Source organism: Curvibacter sp. GW821-FHT01G03, from assembly GCF_059422285.1.
The window spans coordinates 1-22,108 of record NZ_JBWKWP010000008.1; the positions used below are offsets into that span (position 1 = coordinate 1).

Consider the following 22,108-nt stretch of genomic DNA (forward strand, 5'->3'; position numbering starts at 1 on the left):
ATCCTTGAGCCAGGTGATGCGGCCCATGAAGGTCAGGTCTTCACTGGGCTTGAGCACCAGTTCGTGCGAGCCCTTGAGGTAGGTGGTGAAGGGCTGACCCTTCTTGTAGTTGAGGTCACCCTGGTCGCCCAGGCCCGACACGGCGCTCAGGCCGCCGCCCGGCGAGCCGGTGTTGCCCGCCGCGATCAGGCCGGGGCTGGGGTCTTTGACCCGGATGCCCGTGCCCACCGACACGGTCGAGTCGAAGCTGCCGCGCAGGCCGTCTTCGGTCTCGAAGGTGAAGGCTGCAGCATGGCCACACGCCAGGCAGGCAGCCGTTGACAGAACGGAGAAGCGAAGTCCGATCATGGGGAACCCTCTTGTAAGTCAATCTTGGAATGGGCAGACACCGACCCCCAGCCCTTGCTGGCGGTGTCTGGATGGAAGACCATGAATCAACGCTCGCTGATTGAGCGCAGGTTGTCCGCCGTGTAGAAATTGGCCTTCAGGCGAGGATGCTTGCCAGGTTCAGTGAGCCAGCGAATGTCTTTGCCGGTGCCTACGGTGTGGGTGTCAAAGACATATCGACCTTCAGCCAAGTTGTTTTGCACCATGGCCATGGCATCACAGGTGCCCGTTTCATAGACCGGGATCAGAAAGCCTTCACGCATCTTGGCGAGTTGGTTGCGACCGTCAAAGTCATCCATCAGCACGGGTGCCCAGCTGTCCTCATCCAGGTAGATCGTCCGTTTGGGGGCCGAGTGGCGCATGCCAGCCTTGACTGTGGCTTCGATGACCCAGACCCGATGCAGTTCATACCGGCGATGGGTCTGCGCGATGAAGTCATTGCCCGCCACGTCTTCGAACTTGGCTTTGAAGTCGTGCGCACCGAAGGCGTTGTAGGGCACGTAGATTTCCTTCTTGCCCACCAGCTTCCAGTCAAAACGATCCAATGCACCGTTGAAGACATTGGGCTCATCCAGCGTGTACTGGTTCTCCATACCGATCTGGGGCGAATCATGGGAGTAGGTCGGCATGCGACGAACCCGCCGTTGGCCAGGGAAGTAGTAGAAGGTTTCGTTTTCAGGCTGGTTGATGTACTGCGTGATGGCCAGAGACTGTCCAGCCAATGCCGCTGGTGCGACATAGCCAAAATAGACATAAAACTCGACGGGCGGGTACGACGAAAGTGCGTTGGAGCCCTTCACGCCCCAGGGGATGAACAGTGTCTGCTCGGAGTCTGCACGGATCCACTCGTTGCTGCCGCGGCGGGGCGACACCGCCGTGATCGTGGCTTTGTAGTCGATGCCCACGCCCCGATAACGCATCTTGGCGTTCCACATCGCTTCAACACCTGTTGCGGGAATGGGAAACGGATACCCAGGAACCGTGGCGTCTTTGAGACTCCAGCCGTCTGAATTCAACGTTGCAGTGCCAACATTCTTGCGCGTATTGCTGGCCACAAAGTCAGGGACGCCGCAGGTTCGGTGGCTGGGGAACACATCCATTTTGTAGCCCTTGGTTTGCTTGACCATGGCCACCTGTCCAGCAGACAGCTTATCGGCGTACTTGTCAACGTTGTTGGCATCAATGGTGAAAAGGGGCTTCTCATCCTTGTATTTCCAATGCGCCTGGCGCAGCTTCCCCCATTCCCAGCCAGGCAATGGAGGCTCTGCGCCCTCCCATGCAGGAATGCTGCCGTCTTTGTTGCCACTTTTTTCCGCACCTGATGGTGTCAGCTTGTCGAGTTGGGCGAGATCGGCCGCCAGCGCCAGAGGGCTACCTACCACCAGGCCCACCACGATGGCGGTCATTTTCAAAGTGTGCGCAATCGGGCCGCGGTGCAGACATGAGACAGACATGGATTCTCCAATCGAGTAACAGTTGAAGGAGTGAGTTGAAAAAGACGGAAGAGCGATGGCGTACGTGCGAGCCAGCGACTTACAGCACCTGAAGCATCTCGGCGACGGGACGCCGCCGCTTGCGTGGCCAATTGCCGGCAGCCGGCTTGCCCACAGCGATCAGCATCACAGGCAGGTCCTCAGACGCCAGGTCAAACTCTTGCCGCAGCGCGTCGACATCAAAGCCCCCGATGGGAGCCGTGACAAGGCCCATGGCCTGGGCGGCCAGCATCAGGTTCATGGACGCCAAAGAACCCGACCGGATGGCTTCATCCCGTTGTTTGGCGGGCTTGTCCTGGAGGGCAGCCTGCGCATCGCCAACCCAGGCTGCCAGCTCTTTCTCGCTGATGCGGCCCTCGTCATGAAGGGGCAGCAGTGTCAGTCCAAGTTCAAGGTGAGCGTCCAGCCGGCCGCACACAATGAAAGTCACCGCAGCATCGGCGACCTTGCGCTGGGCATACGCCGCCTGCGCCAACGCTTGTTTGCGTGCCGGCGATTTGACCGCGATGAACCGCCAGTTCTGCAGGTTGTAGGCACTGGGCGCTTCTGTCGCATAAAAGGTCAGCGTTTGCAACACCGAGTCATCGATTTCAAAGGTCGGATCAAACCTGTCGATGGAAGTGCGTTCGCTGATCAGATCGAGCACGGGATGAAGAGAGAGGTCCATGAAGTCAGTAGGTCAGAGGTGATCGGTTGAGGCAGGACGGCTTATCGACGAGGCAGCATGCGACGCAACACGGCGTCGCGGCGAATGAAGTGGTGCATGAGCGCGGCAATGACATGCAAAGCGACGAGTACCCACGCGACCCATTTGCCCAGAAAGCTGTGGACGGCCCACATGCCCTCCTCCAGTTCGAGTACCGTCCACCCCATGCCCGAGCGGAGCATCTCGGCCCAGGCGGTGTCGCGGCAGGCCGGCAAGACAAACAGGCCGAAATCCGTCGGGTCGTAGGTGGTCATGTAGCCCGAGATCGGCATCAACAGAAGCAGGCCGTAAAGGGCTCGATGGGTCATCTCGGAGGCCAGATGCTCAAGGCGGGTCCCCGGCACCGGGTCAGGACGTGTTCCCACCAGGCGCCAAAGCAGGCGTGGCAGTGTCAGCACACCGATCGTGATGCCCAACACCCAATGGATGTTGAGCACGGGAACCACTCGATGGGCGTCCGCCGTCAGACCCAGAAGGGGGGGCTTGATGCTCGTCTCAGGGTCCACGATCCAGATGACGTAATAGACAACGACATAGGCGGACAGGAACCCGGCGGCAGTGAGCCAATGAAAGAGCATGGAGGCTGAACCATAGGCATCAACCGTGTTTTTCCACTTCATGGGTCTCTCCTTGAATTGAGGGTGACGCGTCAGTTTCAGGGCAGAAGCACCGTGATGACCTTCTCTTCGGTGTAGGCAATCGCACCTGACAGGCCACCTTCACGACCGATGCCACTGGTCTTCAATCCCCCCCAGGGCAGATTGGCATCCAGGGGACTCCAGCAATTCACGCCGACGGCGCCCACCTTCACGGCCCCGGCCACCTTGTGTGCGCGGGCCAGGTCACGGGTCCAGACGGTGGCGGCAAGCCCGTAATCAGAGTCGTTGGCCAAGGCAATGGCCTCTTCGTCCGTGTCGAAAGCGATGATCGTGCCCACCGGCCCGAAGATCTCTTCGCGAGCAATCGTCATCTGGTTGTCCGCGTCAGCAAAAATCGTGGGCTTCACAAACCACCCCTTCTGGGAGGTCGCGACACCACCCGCCAACAACCTGGCTCCCTCATGAATACCGACCTCGATGTATTTGTTGACCCGGTCGTATTGCGCCTTCTTTGCCACAGGCCCCATCTGGACACCTGGCAGGCTCGGGTCGCCGACAGTGATCGCTTCCGCCGCCTGTGCCAGCGCGGCGGCGAATCGATCGGCGATGCTGCGATGCACCAGAATCCGAGAACCCGCTGCGCAGACCTGCCCCTGATTGACGAACAAGCCCAGAGCACAGCCGCGCACCGCGTCATCAAAGACTGCGTCTTCGAAGACGATCTGCGGGCTCTTGCCCCCCAGTTCCAGAGCAACCCGTTTGAACATGGGCCCTGCGATGCGCTGGATGGCGCGTCCGGCTTCCGGACTGCCAGTGAAGCTGATCTTGTCCACGCCAGGGTGCTCACACAGGGCACGTCCGACGACTTCACCGTCACCCGTGACCACGTTCACGACGCCATCTGGAAAGCCCGCCTCTTGGCACAGCAAGGCCAGGTGCAATGCCGATTGCGGTGTTTCTTCCGAGGGCTTGATCACGACGGTGCATCCAGCAGCCAGCAGGGCCGCCAGCTTCCAGGTCGTGATCATCAGGGGCGAATTCCAGGGCACGATGGCCCCAACCACCCCGATGGGCTCCCGCACGGTGTAGGACAAGGTCCTGGTGCCCATGTAACCCGCGGTAGGAATGGTTCGCCCTTCGAGCTGATTCGCCCAGCCTGCCGCGGCGCGCAGATTCGCCACCACATTGGGAACGTCCATCATGCGCGGCTCCATGGGCGAACGACCGATGGCCATCGCATCCATATCGGCCAGGAGATCCGTGTCGCGCAACACCAGATCGGCCAACTTGCTGAGCAGCAAGCTGCGTTGGGAGCCATTGAGCTGGCTCCAAGGCCCGCCATCCAGCTGGGATCGGGCCGCGGCAACAGCCCGCTGCACGTCTTCAGCGGTACCACGCGCCGCGGTCGCGTAGACCTGTTCACTGACCGGGCTGATCAGGTCCATTCGGGCGCCATCCGAGCTTTCGGCATGCGCGCCTTCGATGAAGTGTTTCCAATGTTGATTCATGGCAATGCCTGCATGGTTGGGATCGATGAACCGGCCACTCAGCGCACAAAAGGCACTTCGCTGAAGCCGGCTTCCAAGGCCGAGACGATCGAGTCGATCTCGGGGCGCTGCATGACCAATGGGGGCGAGAGAATGATCTTGGTGCCCACCGGCCGCACGATCGCGCCGTGCCGACGCGCCACCTCTGCCACGCTGTAGGCGTACCCTGACATCGGACTGATGGACTCGCGGGTCTTCTTGTCATTGACCAGATCGATGGCGAGCATCAAACCCTTGCCACGCACTTCGCCCACGGCTTCAAAGCGGTCCACAAAGGGCTTCAGGGCCTCAAGCAGATACGCCCCCTGCCGACCGGCATTGGCCGGCAGATCTTCTTTTTCGACGATGTCCAGGCTGGCGATCGCCGCGGCGCAACCCACCGGATGCCCGGCATAGGTATAGCCGTGCATCACGACGCCGGAAAAGTCCTGGTTGGACTCGAAGGCATTTGCAACTCGGCTGTTGAACACCGTAGCGCCAAGGGGCACATAACCAGAGGACAGGCCTTTGGCGAAGCACATGAAGTCAGGCTTGACACCCCAAGCCCGTGCGCCGAACAGACTGCCTGTGCGACCAAAGCCAGTGACGACCTCGTCGGCAATCAACAGCACGCCATATTTGTCACACACCTCGCGAACGCGCGGCCAGAAGCTGGCCGGCGGAACGATCACGCCACCGGCGCCCTGCACGGGTTCTGCAATGAAGGCTGCCACGGTATCCGGACCCTGGAACTCGATTTCACGCTCTAGCAAGGAGATGCAGATGTCGACAAGTTGCTCGGGATCCTGGGTAAATGGATTGCGATAGACCCAGGGGTTTTGCACCTGCGAGCAGCCAGGCATCAGTGGCTCGTAATTGCGACGAAACACTGTATTGCCGTTGACGGACGCACTCAGGAAGTGACTGCCGTGATAGCCCTCCTTGAGTGAGATGAACTTGGTTCGGTCCTTCTGGCCCAGCACCTTCCAATACTGGCGGGCCAGCTTCAAGGCGGTTTCGGTCGCATCCGATCCGTTGGAGCTGAACACCACACGCTTCATGTCTTCCGGGGCCAGCGCGGCGATCAACTTGGCCGACAACTCTTCGGCCGGCGGATTGGAAACGCCGTCAAACAACTGGAAGTACTCGAGCTGATCGAGCTGATCAACGATGGCCTTCTTGACCTCACTTCGGTTGTGCCCGACGTTCACATTCCAAAGGCCGCCAACGCCATCAACGTACTGCTTTCCAGCATCGTCAAAGACGTAGCAACCGTCGCCACGGACGATGCGAAGCGGCTTGCGCTCCTTCATTGCTCCAGGGTGCATCATGGGGTGCCAGAAGCGGGCGTTTTCGTAAGTCATCGGTTCTCCGAACAAGACGCGCACACACGAAGGTGTGCAGATTTCAAAGGGGCGTTGCCACCCGTTGAGGTAGTGGACGAGCAAATTCTCGCCAGCCCCCTTGTTCATCGTTAGCCCAAATTGGCATCTGCCGACGCCACCGCTTCACGTCATCCGCGCACCAATTTCAAGCACGTCGATGACGGCATGCACCAGCTGCACGCAAAGGAATCAGCGCACGCCAACCCGGCACGAGAGCCGCCGCACAACGCCGCTGAATCCCAAGGGTTTCCCCGATCAACGGTCCCTCTGAACCGGTCGCAAAATCCGCGCTCTGAGCAGTCACACGGACATCGTTCCGGACTTGCACGGTTCTTGCAGCGTCGCCCACACGTCAGCCCGCCCCTCATTCAAACAACACAGAAACGCCATGAACCTCAGCATGAATTGCTTCAATGATGTGCAGATGCACGCCTCAGCAGTGAATGATTGGCGTCAGACCTACAGCCAGATCAGTGCGGGCAATCTGCAAAGCTCTCTGGCGCAGATCAAGAGCCAGCGCCTGCATGTATTTCGCGAACAGATCAATCAACGCGTGGTTCAGCACGGTGAAGCGCCCCGCGGAAAGGTTTGTTTCGCTGTTCCCATTGCGATCCCTGGTGCCATCAGAATGCAAGGGCGGGAGGCGGATGAAACCAGCTTGTTCGTGCTGCGCGGTGGCGAGGAATTCATGTTCCACATGCCCATGGGCATGGACATGCTGTCACTCACCTTCGACAGCGACCTCTTCGACCATGCACTTGATGACTCGCCGGATGCCGAAAACATCGAGAAGCTGCTCAAGCAACCCGTGATCCGAATCCCGACGTCCCGTTTCAGTGAATGCCGGCGTCGATTGCTGGCCATGTTCTCTGAAGCGATTGCCGATCGTCGTGCGACCCTGCAAACGGGGTTCGAGCCCAATCTTGAAAATGCCATGCTCCATGAGCTGATGGAGTTGCTGGCCGATCCCCACCTGAAGACGCTGGAACGACAACCCACGTCTGTTCACAGTTTCATTGTTGAGAAGTGCCATCACCTCACGGTGTCCGACACCTTCAACCCACCGAATGTGATCGACCTTTGCCATCGACTGAAGATCAGCCGCCGCACGATTCAGAACAGCTTCAAGAACGTCACAGAAACCACCCCGACGCACTACATCAGGTCCATTCGCCTCAACGGTGCCAGGCGCGAGCTGATGACCAGCAACGCCTCGGAAGTGTCGATTGGAGATGCAGCCAGCAAATGGGGCTTCAGTCACTTGAGCCACTTTGCCGCCGACTACCACGGCCTGTTTGGTGAGTTGCCATCGCAAACCCATCGTGCAGACCAGCGCCAGCCCGCACGTCACCAACACTGATCCGCCTATTGGACCGCCTTCTGCGACCGTAGCAGCCCCGCGTGTAGAGGCCGGGCCTTTGGCTCTGCTTCAGTGGTCATCATCTGCCCCTTGACGCCCAGGCGGAGCATCGCGTCCAGACAGGCGATGGCGGCGGCGCCCGCCACGGCCACCTGGGCGCTGCCGATGTCCTTGCCCACCCGCTCCGGGCCGTTGTGCAGGGCGGCCGGCGAAATGATGGCGGTGGTATTCAAGGGCGGCTTCGCACAAGGCTTGCTCGGCGGCGCACAGGGACACAGGGACACAGTGGGATGGTGGAGTATGGCTCGTGTCGTTCTTGAGGCTGTAAAAAGAGCCTCCCCTTTCGCACGGCCCTGTTGGGGTTCAGGCGACAGGGGAGGCCCCAGGAAAGGGATTGATCCTGGCTCAATGTCCCCGCAACTGCCGGGCCAGCTTGTCCAACACTTCGGGCACCCGTCCGGTGGTGCTGATGGCCGCCACGAATCGGTCAGGACGCACGACGGCGACATGCGCACGCGCCTTGTCGAACCAGGCCTCCAGCTTGTTGTCGGCGTCTTCGACGCTGATCACACCGGGTGTCACCAGGGGTTGATGACGGCCACTGCCACTGCGAGACCGGTTGACCTGGATGAAACGTGCGCCCATGCCTTCCCAATGGCGAATATCGTCGTCCGACAAACCCGCCTTGGGGTTCGTTCGATAGCCGATGATGGCGTAAAAGTCGCCCAGCACATCGTCAAAACGCAATCGCGTGCCACGGCCATCTTCGACAAAGGGCTGGATGAACAACTGCCCGACGACGTCGTCGTCGCGAATGTCTGGCCACTCTCGGTGGATCAGACCTTTCACGATGGTGGCCTTGGGCTTGAACTTGAACTCCAGCAAGTGGGAGCGCAGGTTCTCGACCGTGTCGACCGCCTGGAAAACCCAGTCACGCACCCCCGCCAGCAGAGGACTTGTCATGCCCAGAATCGCGCCCATGTTGTCAGCCAGCGCGATCAGATCAGTGGCATGCCCGCGTCGCTCCACATCGTAGCTGGCCAGGATCGAAGCGCTGGCATGGCCCTTGACGATGGCTGCCACCTTCCAGCAGACATTGACCACATCGCGCAGACCAGAGTTCAGACCCTGCCCCGCCCAAGGTGGCGTGATGTGGGCCGCATCACCGATCAGCGCCACCCGCCCCTGCACAAAGCGCTCGGCCACACGCGAGTTGTGGGTGTAAGCCCGGATGCGGATGATGTCGAGCTGGTCCACAGCATCGCCAATGTGAGAACGGATCAGGGTTCGGATATTGGGCTCTTCGCACATCTTCTCTTCGTCTTCATGCTCCATCAGCATGAACTCCCAACGACGTTGGCGATAGGGAAGGTAGATGCACACGAAGGGACGGCTTGGGTCGGCATGCAGCGCCGTGTAGGGCGCATCGAGCGTGTCATTGGCGGCATCGACAACGACCCATTTGCGTGGATGCGTCAAGCCCACCAGTTCGATGCCCAGTTGCTTGCGTACCCCCGACCGGCCCCCGTCTGCACCGATCACATACTGAGCCTTGAGCTCGTAAACCTCGCCCTCCGGGTTCTTGACCTTCAGGGTGACGCCAGATTCATCCTGGGTCAATTCCAACATCTCATGGCCCAGACGCAACTCAACTGTGGGGCGCTTCTGTAGCTCTTCGCGCAGAGTGGCCTCCAGCAGTTGCTGCATGAAGATGTTGCGCATGGGCCAGCCATACTCTGCAGTCGTTGGCTTCACTTCTGCAAAGCAGACCCCACGCGCATTGAAGTAACGCAGTGGCACATCGGAGATCATGTCCTGCACCGCAGGCTCAGCCACGCCGGCACCTTGCAGAACCCGAAGCGCTTCATCATCCATGCCGACGGCCCGCGGATAAGGCAGGATCTCACGGGCCACCTCAAGGACCACGCATTCAATGCCGTGGAGGCCCATGTAGTGGGCTGCTGCAATGCCGTTCGGGCCACCACCGACGATGACGACCTGGGTTTGTTGCTTGTTCATGTTCAATCCTGTTGGGACAGGGCACCGGCGCTCTGGCCGGGCCGATGTCGGTGAAGAAGGCGATGTCAATGGAGAATGGCGAACTCGTTCGTTGCGCCCGAAGGTTTTCGAGGCCGAACCGAAGCAACGCCTGGGATCAGAGGCGATCGAGCGTGATGTTCCTGCTCGGTGCATGCGCATCGGCAAAGCGCTGCTTGGCTCGCTCGTCGTCGTGGTCGGTTTCGAGAAAAAACTCGATCCGGTTGCCGTCTGGGTCGTTGAAGTACAAACCGGTTCCAATCTCGTGGTCGGTCACCTTCACAATCTCCACGCCCCTATCCAGCAGCATCCCGTACAGGCGCCGCAAGGTGTCCAGATCACCCGCGATCTCCAGCCCGTAGTGCTGCAGGCCCAGGCCACCTCGTTGCGCCCCCGGCTCGGCTCGTATCAAGGCGATGTCATGGTGCTTGGGCCCGAAGGACATCATGATCCAGTTGTCGGCACGGGCACTTACAGTCATGCCGATGATGTCCACATACCAGCGCGCAGACAGCTCGGGATCTTTCACCAGCAAGGCCAGGTGAGTTCGCAACACTTTGGGATGGGTCATGCGGCAGCCTCTTCATGGGCGACGACCGAGCGATGCGCGACATTGATCTGGGCAACCACGGGTGACCAGGCCACCTCGGTGATCTCACTGAACTCCCGCCACTGCTTTTGCCAGCTGTTGCCGCCATCCACCGAGGTGAACAGATGGCCGTACTTGGTGCCTGCCACGATCCTGCGCGGATCCGACGGGTCCATTGCAATCGTCCAAAAGCAGGAGTTGGGTTGCTGTGGAAGCGGCAGCACCTCCCAGCTTTCGCCGGCGTCGAAAGAGCGCAGAATCCGGCTGGTGGTCCCCGGCGTACCGTCCGACAAGCTCAGGTACAGGGTGCTCTCGGTTCCCAGCGGGGCACTCAGTGCGCGGGCGTAATAAAGCCCATGGGTATCGTTGGGCAGAAAACCTGTCCAGCTCAGGCCTTCATCGAAGCTGCGGTAGACCGCGTTCACGCAGGCCACCACGACCACCTTGTTCCCATGGTTGGACAGCACCTGGATGTTGTGAATGTCCGAGCGGAAGGGCCAAAGCAGGCGGGCGTCCACCCGCTCCCATGCCATTCCACCATCGCGGCTATGAAACAAGCCCCCCTCCTCCAAGCCAAACCACAGTTGATCTGGGTCGACAGGGTCGAATGCGAATGCCAACAGGCGTGGTCGGTTGACCCCGGCGCAGAACTCAGGGATGTCAACCGCGGCACGTTCCCAACTCAGGCCGCCATTCAGCGTGCGCCACAGGACAGCACGCGATGGCGCCCCGGTTCCCACGAAAATGCGTGCCGAATTCCCCGGATCCACCAGTACCTTCCAGACCATCTGCCCGGTGAAGGGGCTCTGCACCTGCTCCCAGGTGTTTCCCAGATCTTGACTGACACACAGCCCGATGTCCGTGCCGGCATAGACACGCCGAGGCTCCGACGGATCGAGGCAGACTGAGCGCACCACCGCATCGAACTCCAAGGGCTGCCCAAGACCCAGCCGATGCCAGGTCAGGCCCTGGTCATTGCTGCGCACGACAGCTTGGCCAGCCGTGCCTACCAACCACGTTCCTTCGCTCATGTAACACATCCTTCCAAAGTTGACGGCCCCAACACCAGTGGCTGAAAACGGCCAGCCAAGCGCCCTGTCACCGCAATGAAGCTCATCGATGCACGCTGGATTGCCACCCCATGCGAGCGCACCGCCTACAAACAAGGATTGACACCACTTTTGCAAACACCCGCCTAAAAAGTCGTGTCGTTGCCCCTTATTTATTGCTAGTTTATTTCATAGAGATAAATTAGCAATAAATAAAAAGGCATTTTTCTCAGCAAGGACGCACTTTCTCCCAAAGCTGATTCAACGCAAATCCAAGAGGCAAGAAATGAAGTAACGACGCGAACACTGCCGTGTTCCAGCGGGATACGGAGCAGATGCTCCATGGTCGCCAGACCCACTCAGGACCGAGGTTGGTCGTAGTCGACGCCGTTCACGGTCCAAGTGCTGAAAAATGAAGCGAGGTAGCCGAGTGACAGCGCCAGCCCCGCCCTCACCGAAGGTTTGACGCACGAGGCCAGTGCGGCGGCGAGACACATGGCCAAGGGGGCGACGGTGCGTTCAGGTGCGAGGTGAACCCCTGACGGTACTTCGGGGCGCCAGGGCATCGGGTGTGACGCGGGTGGAAGCATCGGTGCAACCCATGCCATGCGGGGCCCAGAGCGGGTCGCCAGGGTCTTGAGGGGGACCGTTCCTGGTTGACCGCCACGGAGTTGGCACGCACGGTGTCGCCCACGCCGAGCGGCGTGTCCAGCGGACGCCGCACCGCCACCCGGGGAAAATCGACCTCGACGTTGACAGCGTTGTGCCACAAGTCAATCCAGCCACCGGGGGCGCGATCCGGCGCCAGGCGCCAGGACTTGGGTGCTGGGTGCTGGGTGCTGGGTGCTGGGTGCTAGGTGTTGGGTGCTGTTGCGAGAGGGCACCCAGGGTCTACAACCAAGGGGCCAAGCAAGCGGTCAATGGCCTGATAAGAGCCCCCATCAAACTGATGCGGCCTCTTGAACACCGGCACCATGTTGCGCAGCAGTGCCGACTTGTGGGTCGAAAACCTGGCCAACGCCAGTTCAGCGGAGAGACTCAAGGCCTGATCTGCCCAGACTGAGGCGGCCAAGTGGTCGTTCGACGATCTATAGCCGGCGCCTCTTCAACGCAGGATGCCGGCAAAGAAGGCCGACAAATCGGCATACCCATCAAGGGGCAACACATGGGCGATGTACTGATCGGGACGGACCACGATCAGGCATCCGCGCTCACGATCAATGCCGCGCAGGTCAAAGATATCGCCCGCGCCCTTGTGATCAACACAAAACGCCTTCTCGTGGTCCTGCAGGCCCAGCCGGCCGGTCTTGGGCTTGAGCAGCGAGGGCAGGTGCTCATAGGCCAGTTGGTCGAACGTCTGCTGGAAGATGGCACGCAAATCGATCACGGCATCAATGTCATCGCCTGGGCGGGTGTGGCGGCGCACGGGCGAGGCGGGGTCGGTCTCCAGCCAGTCGGCCAGGCGGTGGATGGCCGAGCCGGGAGCCGAGCTGTCGGCCTGGCCGGCAAAGGCGTACAGGCGCCAGCGGGCGTCGGCCTCGGCCGCATGGCCCAGTTGCATCTGCTTGGCATCGGCCAGCCGCACCACGGGGGCCGAATGGAAGCGGCGGCCGATCTCCTCACCGCGGGCCAGGGCCTGGTGGGTGACAGGGCCGATCAGGGCCGAGGCATCGTACTTGACGGCGGTGCCGCCGGTGAACTCGAGGTTGGCCTTGAATTGGCGGATGATGCGCGGCTCTTCGGTACCGTCACGTTCGGCCTGGGTGGTGGGGGCAGACATGATGCGGGCCCACTCGTGATCGGTCTCCACCAGCCGGCGCGCCTCGGTCAGGCGCTCTTTGGAGTAGCTGCGCAGCAGGCTGGGATCGGCCCGACCCTGCAGCACATGCACCAGCTTCCAGCCGAGATTGAAAGTGTCTTGCATCGAGACGTTCATGCCCTGACCGGCCTTGGGCGAGTGGGTGTGGCAGGCATCACCCGCGGTGAACACGCGCGGATTGCGGTGGCTGCCCTCGGGCACATCGTCAAACTTGTCGGTGATGCTGTGGCCGATGTCGTAGATGGACCACCAGACCACCTCCTTCACGTCGATCGAGTACGGGCGGATGATGCGGTTGGCCGCGGCAATCATGTCGTCCTGCGTGAACTTGCGGCTGGCCGCCTTCTCGTCGGGGCGCAGCTTGTCGAGTTCGACATACATGCGGAACACATAGCCGCCTTCGCGCGGCAGGATCAGCACATTGCCCTCCTGGGCCGACGAGATCAGGCATTTCTGGCGCACATCGGGGAAATCGGTGTTGGCCAGGATGTCCATCACGCCCCAGGCCTGGTGGGCCGCATCGCCGTGCAGCACGCCACCGATGGCCTTGCGCACCGCTGAGTGGGCACCATCGCAGCCCACCACATAGTTGGCCCGCACGGTGCGGGTGGCGCCCCAGTTCACGCCGCTGGCGTCCTTGAGCGTCACGGTCACGGGGTGGTCTTCGGTGTCGGGGTCCACCGTCAAGCCGACGATCTCCCAGCTGTAATCCGGCTCCAGTCGCGAGGGCGAATTTTTCATCACCTCCAGGAACAGCTCGTGCAGGCGGGCCTGGTTGATCAGGATGTGCGGCATCTCGGAGCTGTCATCGGCCACGTCCTGCACCCGGCCCACACGCTTGATGTGCTGAGGGTTGATGGGATCGGGCATCCAGAAGGCCGTCTGATTGACCCAATAGGTCTCGCGCTTGACCTTGTCTGCGAAGCCGAAGGCCTGGAACATCTCCATGGTGCGCGTGTTGATGCCGTCGGCCTTGCCCTTGATGATGTTGGTGGGCATGCGCTCGATGATCAGGGCTTCGATCTCGGGAAACTGCGCCAGCTGGGCTGCCAGGCACAGGCCGGCGGGCCCGGTGCCGGCGATCAGCACATCCACCTTCTCGGGCAGCGGTTCGTTGATGCCGCGGTTGCGGCGATTGGGCGCGGCCTGCTTGACGTCGGGGTTGCCGCCTCGGAATCCGTCTTTATAGAACTGCATGTCTTGTCTCCTTGGGATGGGGTGGTGCCGGTCTGGGGCTGCCGGCGTGCCCGCAAATAATAACTATGCTTACTATTTGTTGTCAATTAAATAAGTACACTTACCAAAACACCCGTTACAGTTCTTCTCCAGACCCCATCCCGGAACGCAGGCATGAACTCACTCGACATGGCGGGGCACCTGATACGTCGGCTGCACCAGCAGTCCACCCAGGTGTTCACCCAACGCACGCAGGCCGCAGGCTTTGACCTGACCGCGGTGCAATTTGCCGCACTCGATGCCATCCAGGCCCATCCTGCAACCGATCAGGCCACGGTGGCCGAATTGATTGCCTACGACCGGGCCACCATCGGTGGGGTGATTGATCGCCTGGAGCAGAAGGGTTGGGTCAAACGAATCGTCAGCGAACGCGACCGTCGCGCCCGCGAGCTGTCGCTCAGCCCCGAGGGGGCCCGCATCCACGCCGCCTTGTTGCCCATCGTGCAAGAGTTGCAGAACGACATACTGAATCCACTGAGTGAGGCCGAGCAGAGCGCGTTTCTGGCGCTGGCCAGCCGCGTGGTGCAAGCCTGAGGGGGCTGCCACCTTGGCCGGTCAGGATTGACGGGATGGGGCACGCTCAGGCTGAATCCCCTCCCGGATCGGTGCGCCAGACCGCTTGATCAACACGGTAGCCGCTTTGCGGCGCGCGAGGTTGCACTCACCCCGGGATCTCAGGCTCCACCAGCCAGGCCAGCAACTGCAGGGACTCCTGCCAGCCAAGGTAGCAGGCCTCGGCCGGAATGACGGCGGGAATGCCCTCTTGCTTCACCTGCAGCTCCACCCCGCAGGACACGGGCTTGAGCATCACCGTGGTCTGCATGGTGCCTGGCAGATGGGGATCGTCGAAGAGGGCGGTGTAGCGCAGCTTTTCGTGGGGCACCAGTTCCAGGTATTCGCCACCGAACGCGTGGCTGTGGCCGGTGCTGAAATTGGTGAATGACATCCGGTAATGCCCCCCGACCCGGGGCTCCAGCAGCTCGACCGCGCCGGTGAAGCCATGGGGCGGCAGCCATTTGGCCCAGGCCGCCGGATCGATGAAGGCACGGTACACACGCTCAGGCGTGGCGCGCAAAACTCTGTGCAATTGAATGGTCTGGGTCGGCATGGTGGGCTCAGCTCCTTTGGACATGATCAACGCCCCCAGCGGGGACCGGTGGGCCAGTATGCCGTAGCCAGCCCGGCGACCTCAATCACCGCCCTGGCACAAACCCGCAGTGCTTCATGCCGCCTTGCTTTCATACTGCCGGCTGCACAACACAGGAGGTTTCATGTCCGGATTTCTTCAACGCACCTTGTTCGGGATCGGCTGCCTGGTGGCGGCACCACTGTGCCTGGCCCAGGCTTCGGGCCTGAGTCGCACCCTGGTCACCAAGGCCGATGTCTCCGTCACCAACCGCGAGGCCGTGGTGGCGCGGGTAGAGGTCAGCCCGGGCAGTGCGGCGGGCTGGCACACGCACCCGGGTGACGAGATCAGTTACGTGCAGGATGGCGAGGCCACCTTGCTGCAGGCGGGCCAGCCTCCGCGCAAGGTAGCGGCAGGCGAAGCCTTTGTGATCCCGGCCGGGGTGGTGCACAACGCCATCAACCACGGAACCGCCCCCATCAAGCTGATCGGCGTGTATGTCGTCGAAAAAGGCCAGCCCCTGGCCACGCCGGCACCTGAGCCGGCGCGCTGAAGTGCGGGTGCAAGGCCGCTCGGCCTGTGCTGATTACAGGCTCTTCAAGGGCACCACGTCCTTGCCCTTGAAGGTGTAGACCGTCACGGCCGACGATTTCAGGTCGTGCTTGGGGTCGTAGGCAAATTCGCCGGTCACGCCCGCGTATTTGCCGGCCGCGATGGCTTGCACGATCTTCTTGGTGTCGAATGACTGGGTGGCCTCGATGGCGCCGGCCAGCAGGTACATGCCGTCGTAGAAGGCCGCCGCGTAGGTCAGCGGGTCACGCTTGTACTCGGCGCGGTAACGCTCGACAAACTTCTGGCCCTTGTCGCTCTTGTCGAGCATCGAACCGCCCTGGGTGCAGAAGGTGTTCAAGTCGCCGCTCACCTGGGCCAGCGTGGCCGTTTCAGACGAGCAGATGCCGTCACCGCCCAGCAGGGGCACGGTCAAGCCCAGCGAGCGCATCTGGCGCAGCATCGGGCCACCCTGCGGCGAGTAGCCGCCATAGAACACGGCATCGGCCTTGGAGGCCCGCACATTGGTCAGGATGGCGCTGAAGTCGGTGGCCTTGTCGGTGGTGAACTCATTGGTCACCACCTTGAGGCCCAGGCGCTTGGCCTGTTCACTGAACTCCTTGGCCACGCCCTGGCCGTAGGCAGTGCGGTCGTCGATCACGGCCACGGTCTTGACCTTGAGGTCTTGCGCGGCATAGGTGGCCATCTTGGCGCCCAGTTGGTTGTCGCTGGCCCCGATGCGGAACAGGTTGTTGTAGCCCAGTTCGGTCACCTTGGGGTTGGAGGCCACGGTCAGCACCACCACATCCGACTCATTGAGCACCCGCGAAGCAGGCACGGTCACGCCCGAGTTGTAGGGGCCCAGAACAAACTTCACCTTTTTGTCGGCCAGGGTCTGCGCCACTTGCACGCCTTGCTTGGGGTCGGCGACGTCGTCATTGATGTCCAGCTCGAACACCACGGGCTTGCCGCCCACTTTCAGGCCCTTGGCGTTGAGCTCCTTGATGGCCAGTTGCGCACCATCGCGGTTGTCAATGCCATTGGCGGCCTGTGGCCCGGTGATCGGGCTCATGAAGCCGATGCGGATGCGCTCTTGCGCCTGGGCGGCCACCGCGGTCATGGCCAGGGCCACTGCTGTCATGCTGAACAGGATTTTTTTCATGAAGACGTCCTCGTGAGTCGTGGTTGAAAAAGGAAAAGGCAAATTTAAAAAGAAGCTGCCCACCAGCTGTCCCAACCCGGCGCGGGCCGTCGACCGGGAAACAGACGCTCGGGAGCGGGCGAACGGAACACTCAGAGGCGCGGCGCGAGACGGTGCGCCAGCACAGAGCGCGGCAAACCTGGTGTGATCAAAAGGGGGGGTTGGGCCCGGGCCGCTGAAGGCGCCTGGTGCGAGCGTGGCAGCACGGCAAAAAGTGGCACGTGCGCCAAGGCGTGGATCGCCATGTTGAATTCTTTCTTGTCTCGGGTATCGCGTTGGTGTGCCGCCCTGGTGAGGTGGCCACCCCGTCTTGTCACTCCGCCGGTTCGTGCCGACGGATCCGCAAAGTGGGCGTGATATTAGCCACCGCCGGCATGGCCTGCCGGCTCAGCGGCCTTGCATCAGTTTTTTTCAAGCACCACAACTGCAACCATCAGCAAACGCTTCGGCCTGCCTGCGGCGGCCTGGACTCGGATAATCCGCCTGATGCCCTCACCCCAATTCAGTGCCCGCAACGCCACCCTGATCGGCCTCATCGCGATTGTTCTCTGGTCCTCCGTCGTGGGCCTGATCCGCAGCGTCAGCATGGGGCTGGGGGCCACCGGGGGCGCCGCCATGATCTATACCCTGGGGGCGCTGCTGCTGGCCCTGACGGCGGGTTTCACCCCCCTGCGCAGCATTCCGCGGGCCTACCTCGTTTGGGGCAGTCTGCTGTTCGTGGCCTACGAATGGTGTCTGTCACTGTCCATTGGCTACGCCAACACCGCCCAGCAGGCCATCGAAGTCGGCATGGTCAACTACCTGTGGCCCACCTTCACCTTGCTTTGCGCCATCGCCTTCAACGGCCAGCGTGCCAACGCCTTGATCGTGCCGGGCGTGCTGGTTGCCCTGGCCGGCATCTGCCAGGTGCTGGCGGGCGAACGCGGGCTGGACCTGGCCGGCATGCTGGCCAACGTCCAGAGCAACCCCTTGAGCTACGGGCTGGCCTTTCTGGGGGCCCTGCTGTGGGCGGCCTACTGCACGGTCACCGCCCGGATGGCCCAGGGGAAGAACGCCATCACGCTGTTCGTGACGCTCACGGCGCTCACGCTGTGGTGCAAATACGCCTTGGCGGGGGGCGAGCCCATGCACTGGAGCCTGGGCACCGGCATCCACCTGGCCTTTGCCGCCGCCGCCATGGGCCTGGGTTACGGGGCCTGGAACGTGGGCATCCTGCACGGCAACGTCACGGTGCTGGCGGGCGCCTCGTACTTCACGCCCGTGTTCTCGGCCGCCCTGGCCGCGGTGCTGCTGCAGGTGCCCCTGACGCCCGCCTTCTGGCTGGGCACCGGCATGGTGTGCGGCGGGGCGGTGCTGTGCTGGCTGGCGACGCGGGCAAAGTCACCCTGCACCGCCTGAAAACCGGTTGCCGTACTCAGGCCCGCTCGGTCGCCACCGCCCGCAGCAGGCTCACCAGGCGCTGGGTGATCGGCGTCAGCGGCCGCCCGCGCAGGGTGATCAGGCCCACGGGAGGCACCTCGGCCTCCACATCGAGCGCCAGGGGCGTGAGCAGGCCCAGGGCCGCAAAGTGCCGGGCCACCGAGTCAGCCATCAGGGCAGCAGCGTTCTGGTCGCGCAGCAGGGTCAATTGGCCCAGGAAGGACGCGGTCTCGACCACATCGGGCGGTGGCGTCAGGCCCAGGCGGAAGAACTGCTGCTCCAGCTTCACCCGCATCGACGCCCAGGGCGGCGGGGCCACCCAGCGGCCATTGGCCAGCTCAGGCCAGCCTGGCTCAGCCGTGCCCCCCAGCAAAGGGTGATCGGGGCGCAGCACCACGCGCATGCGCTCCTCATACAGCGCCTCGGTCAGCAGGTCGGGAGCGGCATAGCCGGGCTCCAGCCGGCCCACGAACAGATCGAGTTCACCCAGGCGCAGCTTGGGCAACAGGTGGGTCAGGTCGCCCTCCTCGATCAGCACGGTGGCCTCTGACGATTCGGCCTTCAGGCGCTCGATGGCGGGTGCCAGCAGCGTGGGCAGGCCCACCACCATGGCGCCGACCCGGGCGCGCCCAGCCACCCCGCGCTCGATGGTGCTGATCTCGTCGCGGGTGCGTTCGTAGTCGGCCAACACCGAACGGGCAAAGCGCAGCATCGACAGGCCGGCCGCCGTGGGTTCGGTGCCCCTGCGGGAGCGATCAAACAGCTGCAGGCCCAACATGTCTTCGACCTCGCCCAGCATCTTGGACACCGCCGGCTGTGTGACCGACAGAAATTCGGCCGTGCGGCCCAGGTGGCGGAACTCATTGAGCGCCAGCAGCAATTGCAGGTGGCGCAGCTTGATGTTGGAGCGCAGAGCGCGGTCGATGTGGGACATGGGCGCGCATATTACATGAGGTATTACTCATATCAAGTTTCCAATTTTCGATTGGACGGTTATGAATCAAAAGCGCACCATGCGGCCCAAGAATCACTGACGGAGACACTGTCATCATGAAATTGCCTCGCCTCAATCGCCGCGAGTGGCTGGCTGGCGCCGCGCTCGGCCCCCTGGTCGGCGGCACCGCCGCCACCTTGCCGGCCCTGGCCGCCGCGGCGGACGACTACCCCAGCCGCCCCATCAACTTCATCTGCCCCTGGCCGGCCGGCGGCACGGCCGATGTGTCGATGCGGGCCATCTGCCAGGTGGCGGCGCGCATCCTCAAGCAGCCAGTGACCGTGGACAACAAGGCCGGCGCGGCCGGCATGATCGGCGTGAAAGCGCTGGCCGGCGCCAAGGCCGACGGCTACACCATCGGCCAGATCCCGATCTCGGTCACGCGCTTTTCGCAGCTGGGCATGCTGCAGGCCGACCCGCTGAAGGACTTCAGCTACCTGGCCCGCAGCTCGGGCCAGACCTTCGGGATTGCCGTGCCGACAGAGTCGCGCTTCAAGACACTGCAAGAGATGGTCGCCTACGCCAAGACCCACCCGGGCCAGCTGACTTATGCGCACGCCGGCATCGGCGGCGCCACCCATGTGGGCATGGAAGAATTTGCGTTTGCCGCCGGCATCCAGCTCAACGGTATCGCCTACAAAGGCGGCGCCGCAGCCCTCAACGACACCCTGGGCGGCCAGGTCGACATGCTGGCCGATTCCAGCTCCTGGGCACCCCATGTCGAGGGCGGCAAGCTGCGCCTGCTGGCCACCTGGGGCGAGCAGCGCACGCCTCGCTTCAACAGCACACCCACCCTCCAAGAGCTGGGTTTCAAGGTGGTGGTCGATGCCCCTAACGGCATCGGCGCCCCGGCCGGCCTGCCGGTTGCCGTCGAGAAAAAGCTGCGCGACGCCTTCCGCCAGGCCATTGCCAGCGAAGAATTCAAGGCCGTCGCAGCCCGCATCGACGCCCCCCTGATGTACCTGGACGGCCCCGACTACAAGCGCTATGTGGCTGAGGTCTACAAGCGCGACACCGCCCTGATCGAGCGACTCAAACTCAAAGAACTTCTGGAAAAAGGCTGATTGGCCATGAGCACCTCCCCCCACCTGATCCGCCTGCACACGGCCGACAACGTGTTGATCGCGAAGCTGCCAGTGGCCATCGGCCAGGCCCTGCCCGAGCTGGGCGCCAAGGCCCGGGCCCAAGTGCCCGCCGGCCACAAGATCGCGGCCTGCCGCATTGCAGAAGGTGAGGCGGTGCGCAAATACAACGCCGTCATCGGTGTCGCCGCGCGCGACATCGAGCCCGGCGACTACGTGCACACGCACAACCTGCGCCTGGTCGAATTCGACCGCGACCCGGGCTTCGGCCTGGATGTGCGCCCGGTCGACTATGTGCACGAATCCGAGCGAGCCACCTTCCAGGGCTATGTGCGCGAAGACGGCCGAGTGGGCACCCGCAATTTCGTGGGCATTCTGGCCTCGGTGAACTGCTCGGCCACCGCCATCAGCCACATCGCGGCCCATTTCACGCCTGAGCGCCTGAGCGCCTATCCCAACGTGGACGGCGTCGTCGCCTTCACCCAGACCACAGGCTGCGGCATGTCCTCGCCCAGCCCGCACTTCGACCTGCTGCGCCGCACCCTGGCTGGCTACGCCCGCCACCCCAACCTGGCCGGCGTCCTGGTCGTGGGCCTGGGCTGCGAGCGCAACCAGGTGGCCGACCTGATGGACTCCCAAGGCCTGAAAAGCGGACGCCTGATGCGCAGCATGGTGATGCAGGACGTGGGCGGCACCCGCGTCACCATCGAGGCCGGCATCCGCGCCATCGAAGAGATGCTGCCCCTGGCCAATGCCTGCCAACGCCAGACCGTGCCGGCCAGCCACATCAGCATCGGCCTGCAGTGCGGCGGCTCGGACGGTTTCTCGGGCATCACAGCCAACCCAGCCCTGGGCGCGGCCATGGACATCCTGGTGCGCCACGGTGGTACGGCCATTCTGTCCGAGACGCCCGAGATCCACGGCGTGGAATACATGCTGACGCGCCGTGCCGTCTCCCCCGAGGTAGGCCAGAAGCTGCTGGACCAACTCACCTGGTGGGCCGAGTACACCCGCGGCCACAACGGCCAGTTCAATGGCGTGGTGGGCCCGGGCAACCAGGCCGGCGGCTTGGCCAACATCTTTGAAAAATCGCTGGGCTCGGCCATGAAGTGCGGCACCACCCCGCTGCAGGGCGTGTACGCCTACGCCGAGCCCATCGACCGCAAGGGCTTTGTCTTCATGGACTCGCCGGGCTACGACCCGGTTTCGGCCACCGGCCAGATTGCCAGCGGCGCCAACCTGATCTGCTTCACCACCGGGCGTGGGTCAATGTTCGGCAGCAAGCCGGCGCCCACCATCAAGCTGGCCAGCAACACCCCCATGTACCAGCGCCTGAGCGAGGACATGGACATCAACTGCGGCGCCATCCTCGACGGCGAGGTGGACCTGCCCGGCATGGGCCAGCGCATCTTCGAAGCCATCCTGCGCCACGCCTCGGGCGAACGCACCAAGAGCGAACTGCTGGGCCTGGGCGACCACGAGTTCGTGCCCTGGCACCTGGGCATCGTGAGCTGACAGCCCTCCTTCGCAGCTGACCCTTTTTCAAGACGA

At 62.6% G+C, this 22,108-nt stretch carries 20 protein-coding genes; 6 read left to right on the top strand and 14 right to left on the bottom strand.

Going from position 1 to position 22,108, the window contains the following annotated elements; all coding sequences use genetic code 11:
• From AC07VS_RS12670 to AC07VS_RS12695, 6 genes are all read right to left on the bottom strand, one after another.
• On the bottom strand, nucleotides 1–348 hold a 348-nt coding region (locus tag AC07VS_RS12670), incomplete at its 3' end, for a DUF1302 family protein (protein WP_494751099.1).
• 86 nt (nucleotides 349–434) lie between these two features.
• A complete protein-coding gene (locus AC07VS_RS12675) occupies nucleotides 435–1,793 on the bottom strand; it encodes a DUF1329 domain-containing protein (protein WP_494751100.1) in 1,359 nt (452 codons plus the stop codon).
• Between the two features lie 127 nt (nucleotides 1,794–1,920).
• Complete coding sequence (locus AC07VS_RS12680) at nucleotides 1,921–2,547, bottom strand: nitroreductase family protein (protein ID WP_494751101.1); 627 nt, start codon at nucleotides 2,545–2,547, stop codon at nucleotides 1,921–1,923.
• Nucleotides 2,548–2,588: 41 nt separating this feature from the next.
• Nucleotides 2,589–3,206: a cytochrome b gene (locus AC07VS_RS12685; protein ID WP_492347800.1), complete on the bottom strand. Its 618-nt coding sequence runs from the start codon at nucleotides 3,204–3,206 to the stop codon at nucleotides 2,589–2,591.
• A gap of 35 nt (nucleotides 3,207–3,241) precedes the next feature.
• Nucleotides 3,242–4,693, bottom strand: coding sequence for an aldehyde dehydrogenase family protein (locus AC07VS_RS12690; protein ID WP_494751102.1), 1,452 nt, complete (start codon nucleotides 4,691–4,693; stop codon nucleotides 3,242–3,244).
• 38 nt (nucleotides 4,694–4,731) lie between these two features.
• Nucleotides 4,732–6,075: an aspartate aminotransferase family protein gene (locus tag AC07VS_RS12695; RefSeq protein WP_492347798.1), complete on the bottom strand. Its 1,344-nt coding sequence runs from the start codon at nucleotides 6,073–6,075 to the stop codon at nucleotides 4,732–4,734.
• Nucleotides 6,076–6,484: 409 nt separating this feature from the next.
• Between AC07VS_RS12695 and AC07VS_RS12700 the strand changes: the two genes are divergently transcribed.
• Nucleotides 6,485–7,456 (top strand): helix-turn-helix domain-containing protein, encoded by a 972-nt coding sequence (locus AC07VS_RS12700; protein WP_494751103.1) that lies wholly within the window; start codon nucleotides 6,485–6,487, stop codon nucleotides 7,454–7,456.
• 5 nt (nucleotides 7,457–7,461) lie between these two features.
• Here AC07VS_RS12700 and AC07VS_RS12705 read toward each other — a convergent pair whose 3' ends face one another.
• The 5 genes from AC07VS_RS12705 to AC07VS_RS12725 form a co-directional block, all read right to left on the bottom strand.
• Nucleotides 7,462–7,689, bottom strand: coding sequence for a hypothetical protein (locus AC07VS_RS12705; protein WP_494751104.1), 228 nt, complete (start codon nucleotides 7,687–7,689; stop codon nucleotides 7,462–7,464).
• Nucleotides 7,690–7,861: 172 nt separating this feature from the next.
• Nucleotides 7,862–9,475, bottom strand: a complete 1,614-nt coding sequence (locus tag AC07VS_RS12710) for a bifunctional 3-(3-hydroxy-phenyl)propionate/3-hydroxycinnamic acid hydroxylase (protein WP_494751105.1) — start codon at nucleotides 9,473–9,475, stop codon at nucleotides 7,862–7,864.
• A 136-nt stretch (nucleotides 9,476–9,611) separates the two neighbouring features.
• Nucleotides 9,612–10,064, bottom strand: a complete 453-nt coding sequence (locus AC07VS_RS12715) for a VOC family protein (RefSeq protein ID WP_492347795.1) — start codon at nucleotides 10,062–10,064, stop codon at nucleotides 9,612–9,614.
• Nucleotides 10,061–11,014 (bottom strand): WD40/YVTN/BNR-like repeat-containing protein, encoded by a 954-nt coding sequence (locus tag AC07VS_RS12720; protein WP_494751106.1) that lies wholly within the window; start codon nucleotides 11,012–11,014, stop codon nucleotides 10,061–10,063. The genes AC07VS_RS12715 and AC07VS_RS12720 overlap by 4 nt, the downstream gene beginning before the upstream one ends.
• 1,222 nt (nucleotides 11,015–12,236) lie before the next feature.
• A complete protein-coding gene (locus tag AC07VS_RS12725; protein WP_494751107.1) occupies nucleotides 12,237–14,147 on the bottom strand; it encodes an FAD-dependent monooxygenase in 1,911 nt (636 codons plus the stop codon).
• Between the two features lie 153 nt (nucleotides 14,148–14,300).
• On the opposite strand from AC07VS_RS12725, the gene AC07VS_RS12730 reads away from it, so the two are divergent.
• Nucleotides 14,301–14,720, top strand: coding sequence for a MarR family winged helix-turn-helix transcriptional regulator (locus AC07VS_RS12730; protein ID WP_492347792.1), 420 nt, complete (start codon nucleotides 14,301–14,303; stop codon nucleotides 14,718–14,720).
• Nucleotides 14,721–14,847: 127 nt separating this feature from the next.
• Here the strand turns inward: AC07VS_RS12730 and AC07VS_RS12735 are convergent, their stop codons facing one another.
• Complete coding sequence (locus AC07VS_RS12735) at nucleotides 14,848–15,294, bottom strand: SRPBCC family protein (protein ID WP_494658297.1); 447 nt, start codon at nucleotides 15,292–15,294, stop codon at nucleotides 14,848–14,850.
• Nucleotides 15,295–15,457: 163 nt separating this feature from the next.
• Between AC07VS_RS12735 and AC07VS_RS12740 the strand changes: the two genes are divergently transcribed.
• Nucleotides 15,458–15,865, top strand: coding sequence for a cupin domain-containing protein (locus AC07VS_RS12740; protein ID WP_494751108.1), 408 nt, complete (start codon nucleotides 15,458–15,460; stop codon nucleotides 15,863–15,865).
• A gap of 33 nt (nucleotides 15,866–15,898) precedes the next feature.
• Here the strand turns inward: AC07VS_RS12740 and AC07VS_RS12745 are convergent, their stop codons facing one another.
• Nucleotides 15,899–17,023: a branched-chain amino acid ABC transporter substrate-binding protein gene (locus AC07VS_RS12745; RefSeq protein WP_494658299.1), complete on the bottom strand. Its 1,125-nt coding sequence runs from the start codon at nucleotides 17,021–17,023 to the stop codon at nucleotides 15,899–15,901.
• 525 nt (nucleotides 17,024–17,548) lie between these two features.
• Between AC07VS_RS12745 and yddG the strand changes: the two genes are divergently transcribed.
• Nucleotides 17,549–18,460 carry an aromatic amino acid DMT transporter YddG gene (gene yddG, locus AC07VS_RS12750; protein WP_494658300.1) on the top strand — a complete coding sequence of 304 codons (912 nt, stop codon included), beginning with the start codon at nucleotides 17,549–17,551 and terminating at the stop codon, nucleotides 18,458–18,460.
• A 16-nt stretch (nucleotides 18,461–18,476) separates the two neighbouring features.
• Here the strand turns inward: yddG and AC07VS_RS12755 are convergent, their stop codons facing one another.
• The gene (locus AC07VS_RS12755; RefSeq protein WP_494751109.1) at nucleotides 18,477–19,415 is read right to left on the bottom strand and encodes a LysR family transcriptional regulator; all 939 of its coding nucleotides are present in this window, start codon (nucleotides 19,413–19,415) and stop codon (nucleotides 18,477–18,479) included.
• Nucleotides 19,416–19,531: 116 nt separating this feature from the next.
• Here AC07VS_RS12755 and AC07VS_RS12760 point away from each other — a divergent pair, with 116 nt between their 5' ends.
• Nucleotides 19,532–20,539, top strand: a complete 1,008-nt coding sequence (locus AC07VS_RS12760) for a tripartite tricarboxylate transporter substrate binding protein (RefSeq protein WP_494751110.1) — start codon at nucleotides 19,532–19,534, stop codon at nucleotides 20,537–20,539.
• A 6-nt stretch (nucleotides 20,540–20,545) separates the two neighbouring features.
• Nucleotides 20,546–22,072, top strand: coding sequence for a UxaA family hydrolase (locus AC07VS_RS12765; protein ID WP_494658303.1), 1,527 nt, complete (start codon nucleotides 20,546–20,548; stop codon nucleotides 22,070–22,072).
• Nucleotides 22,073–22,108: the final 36 nt, after the last annotated feature.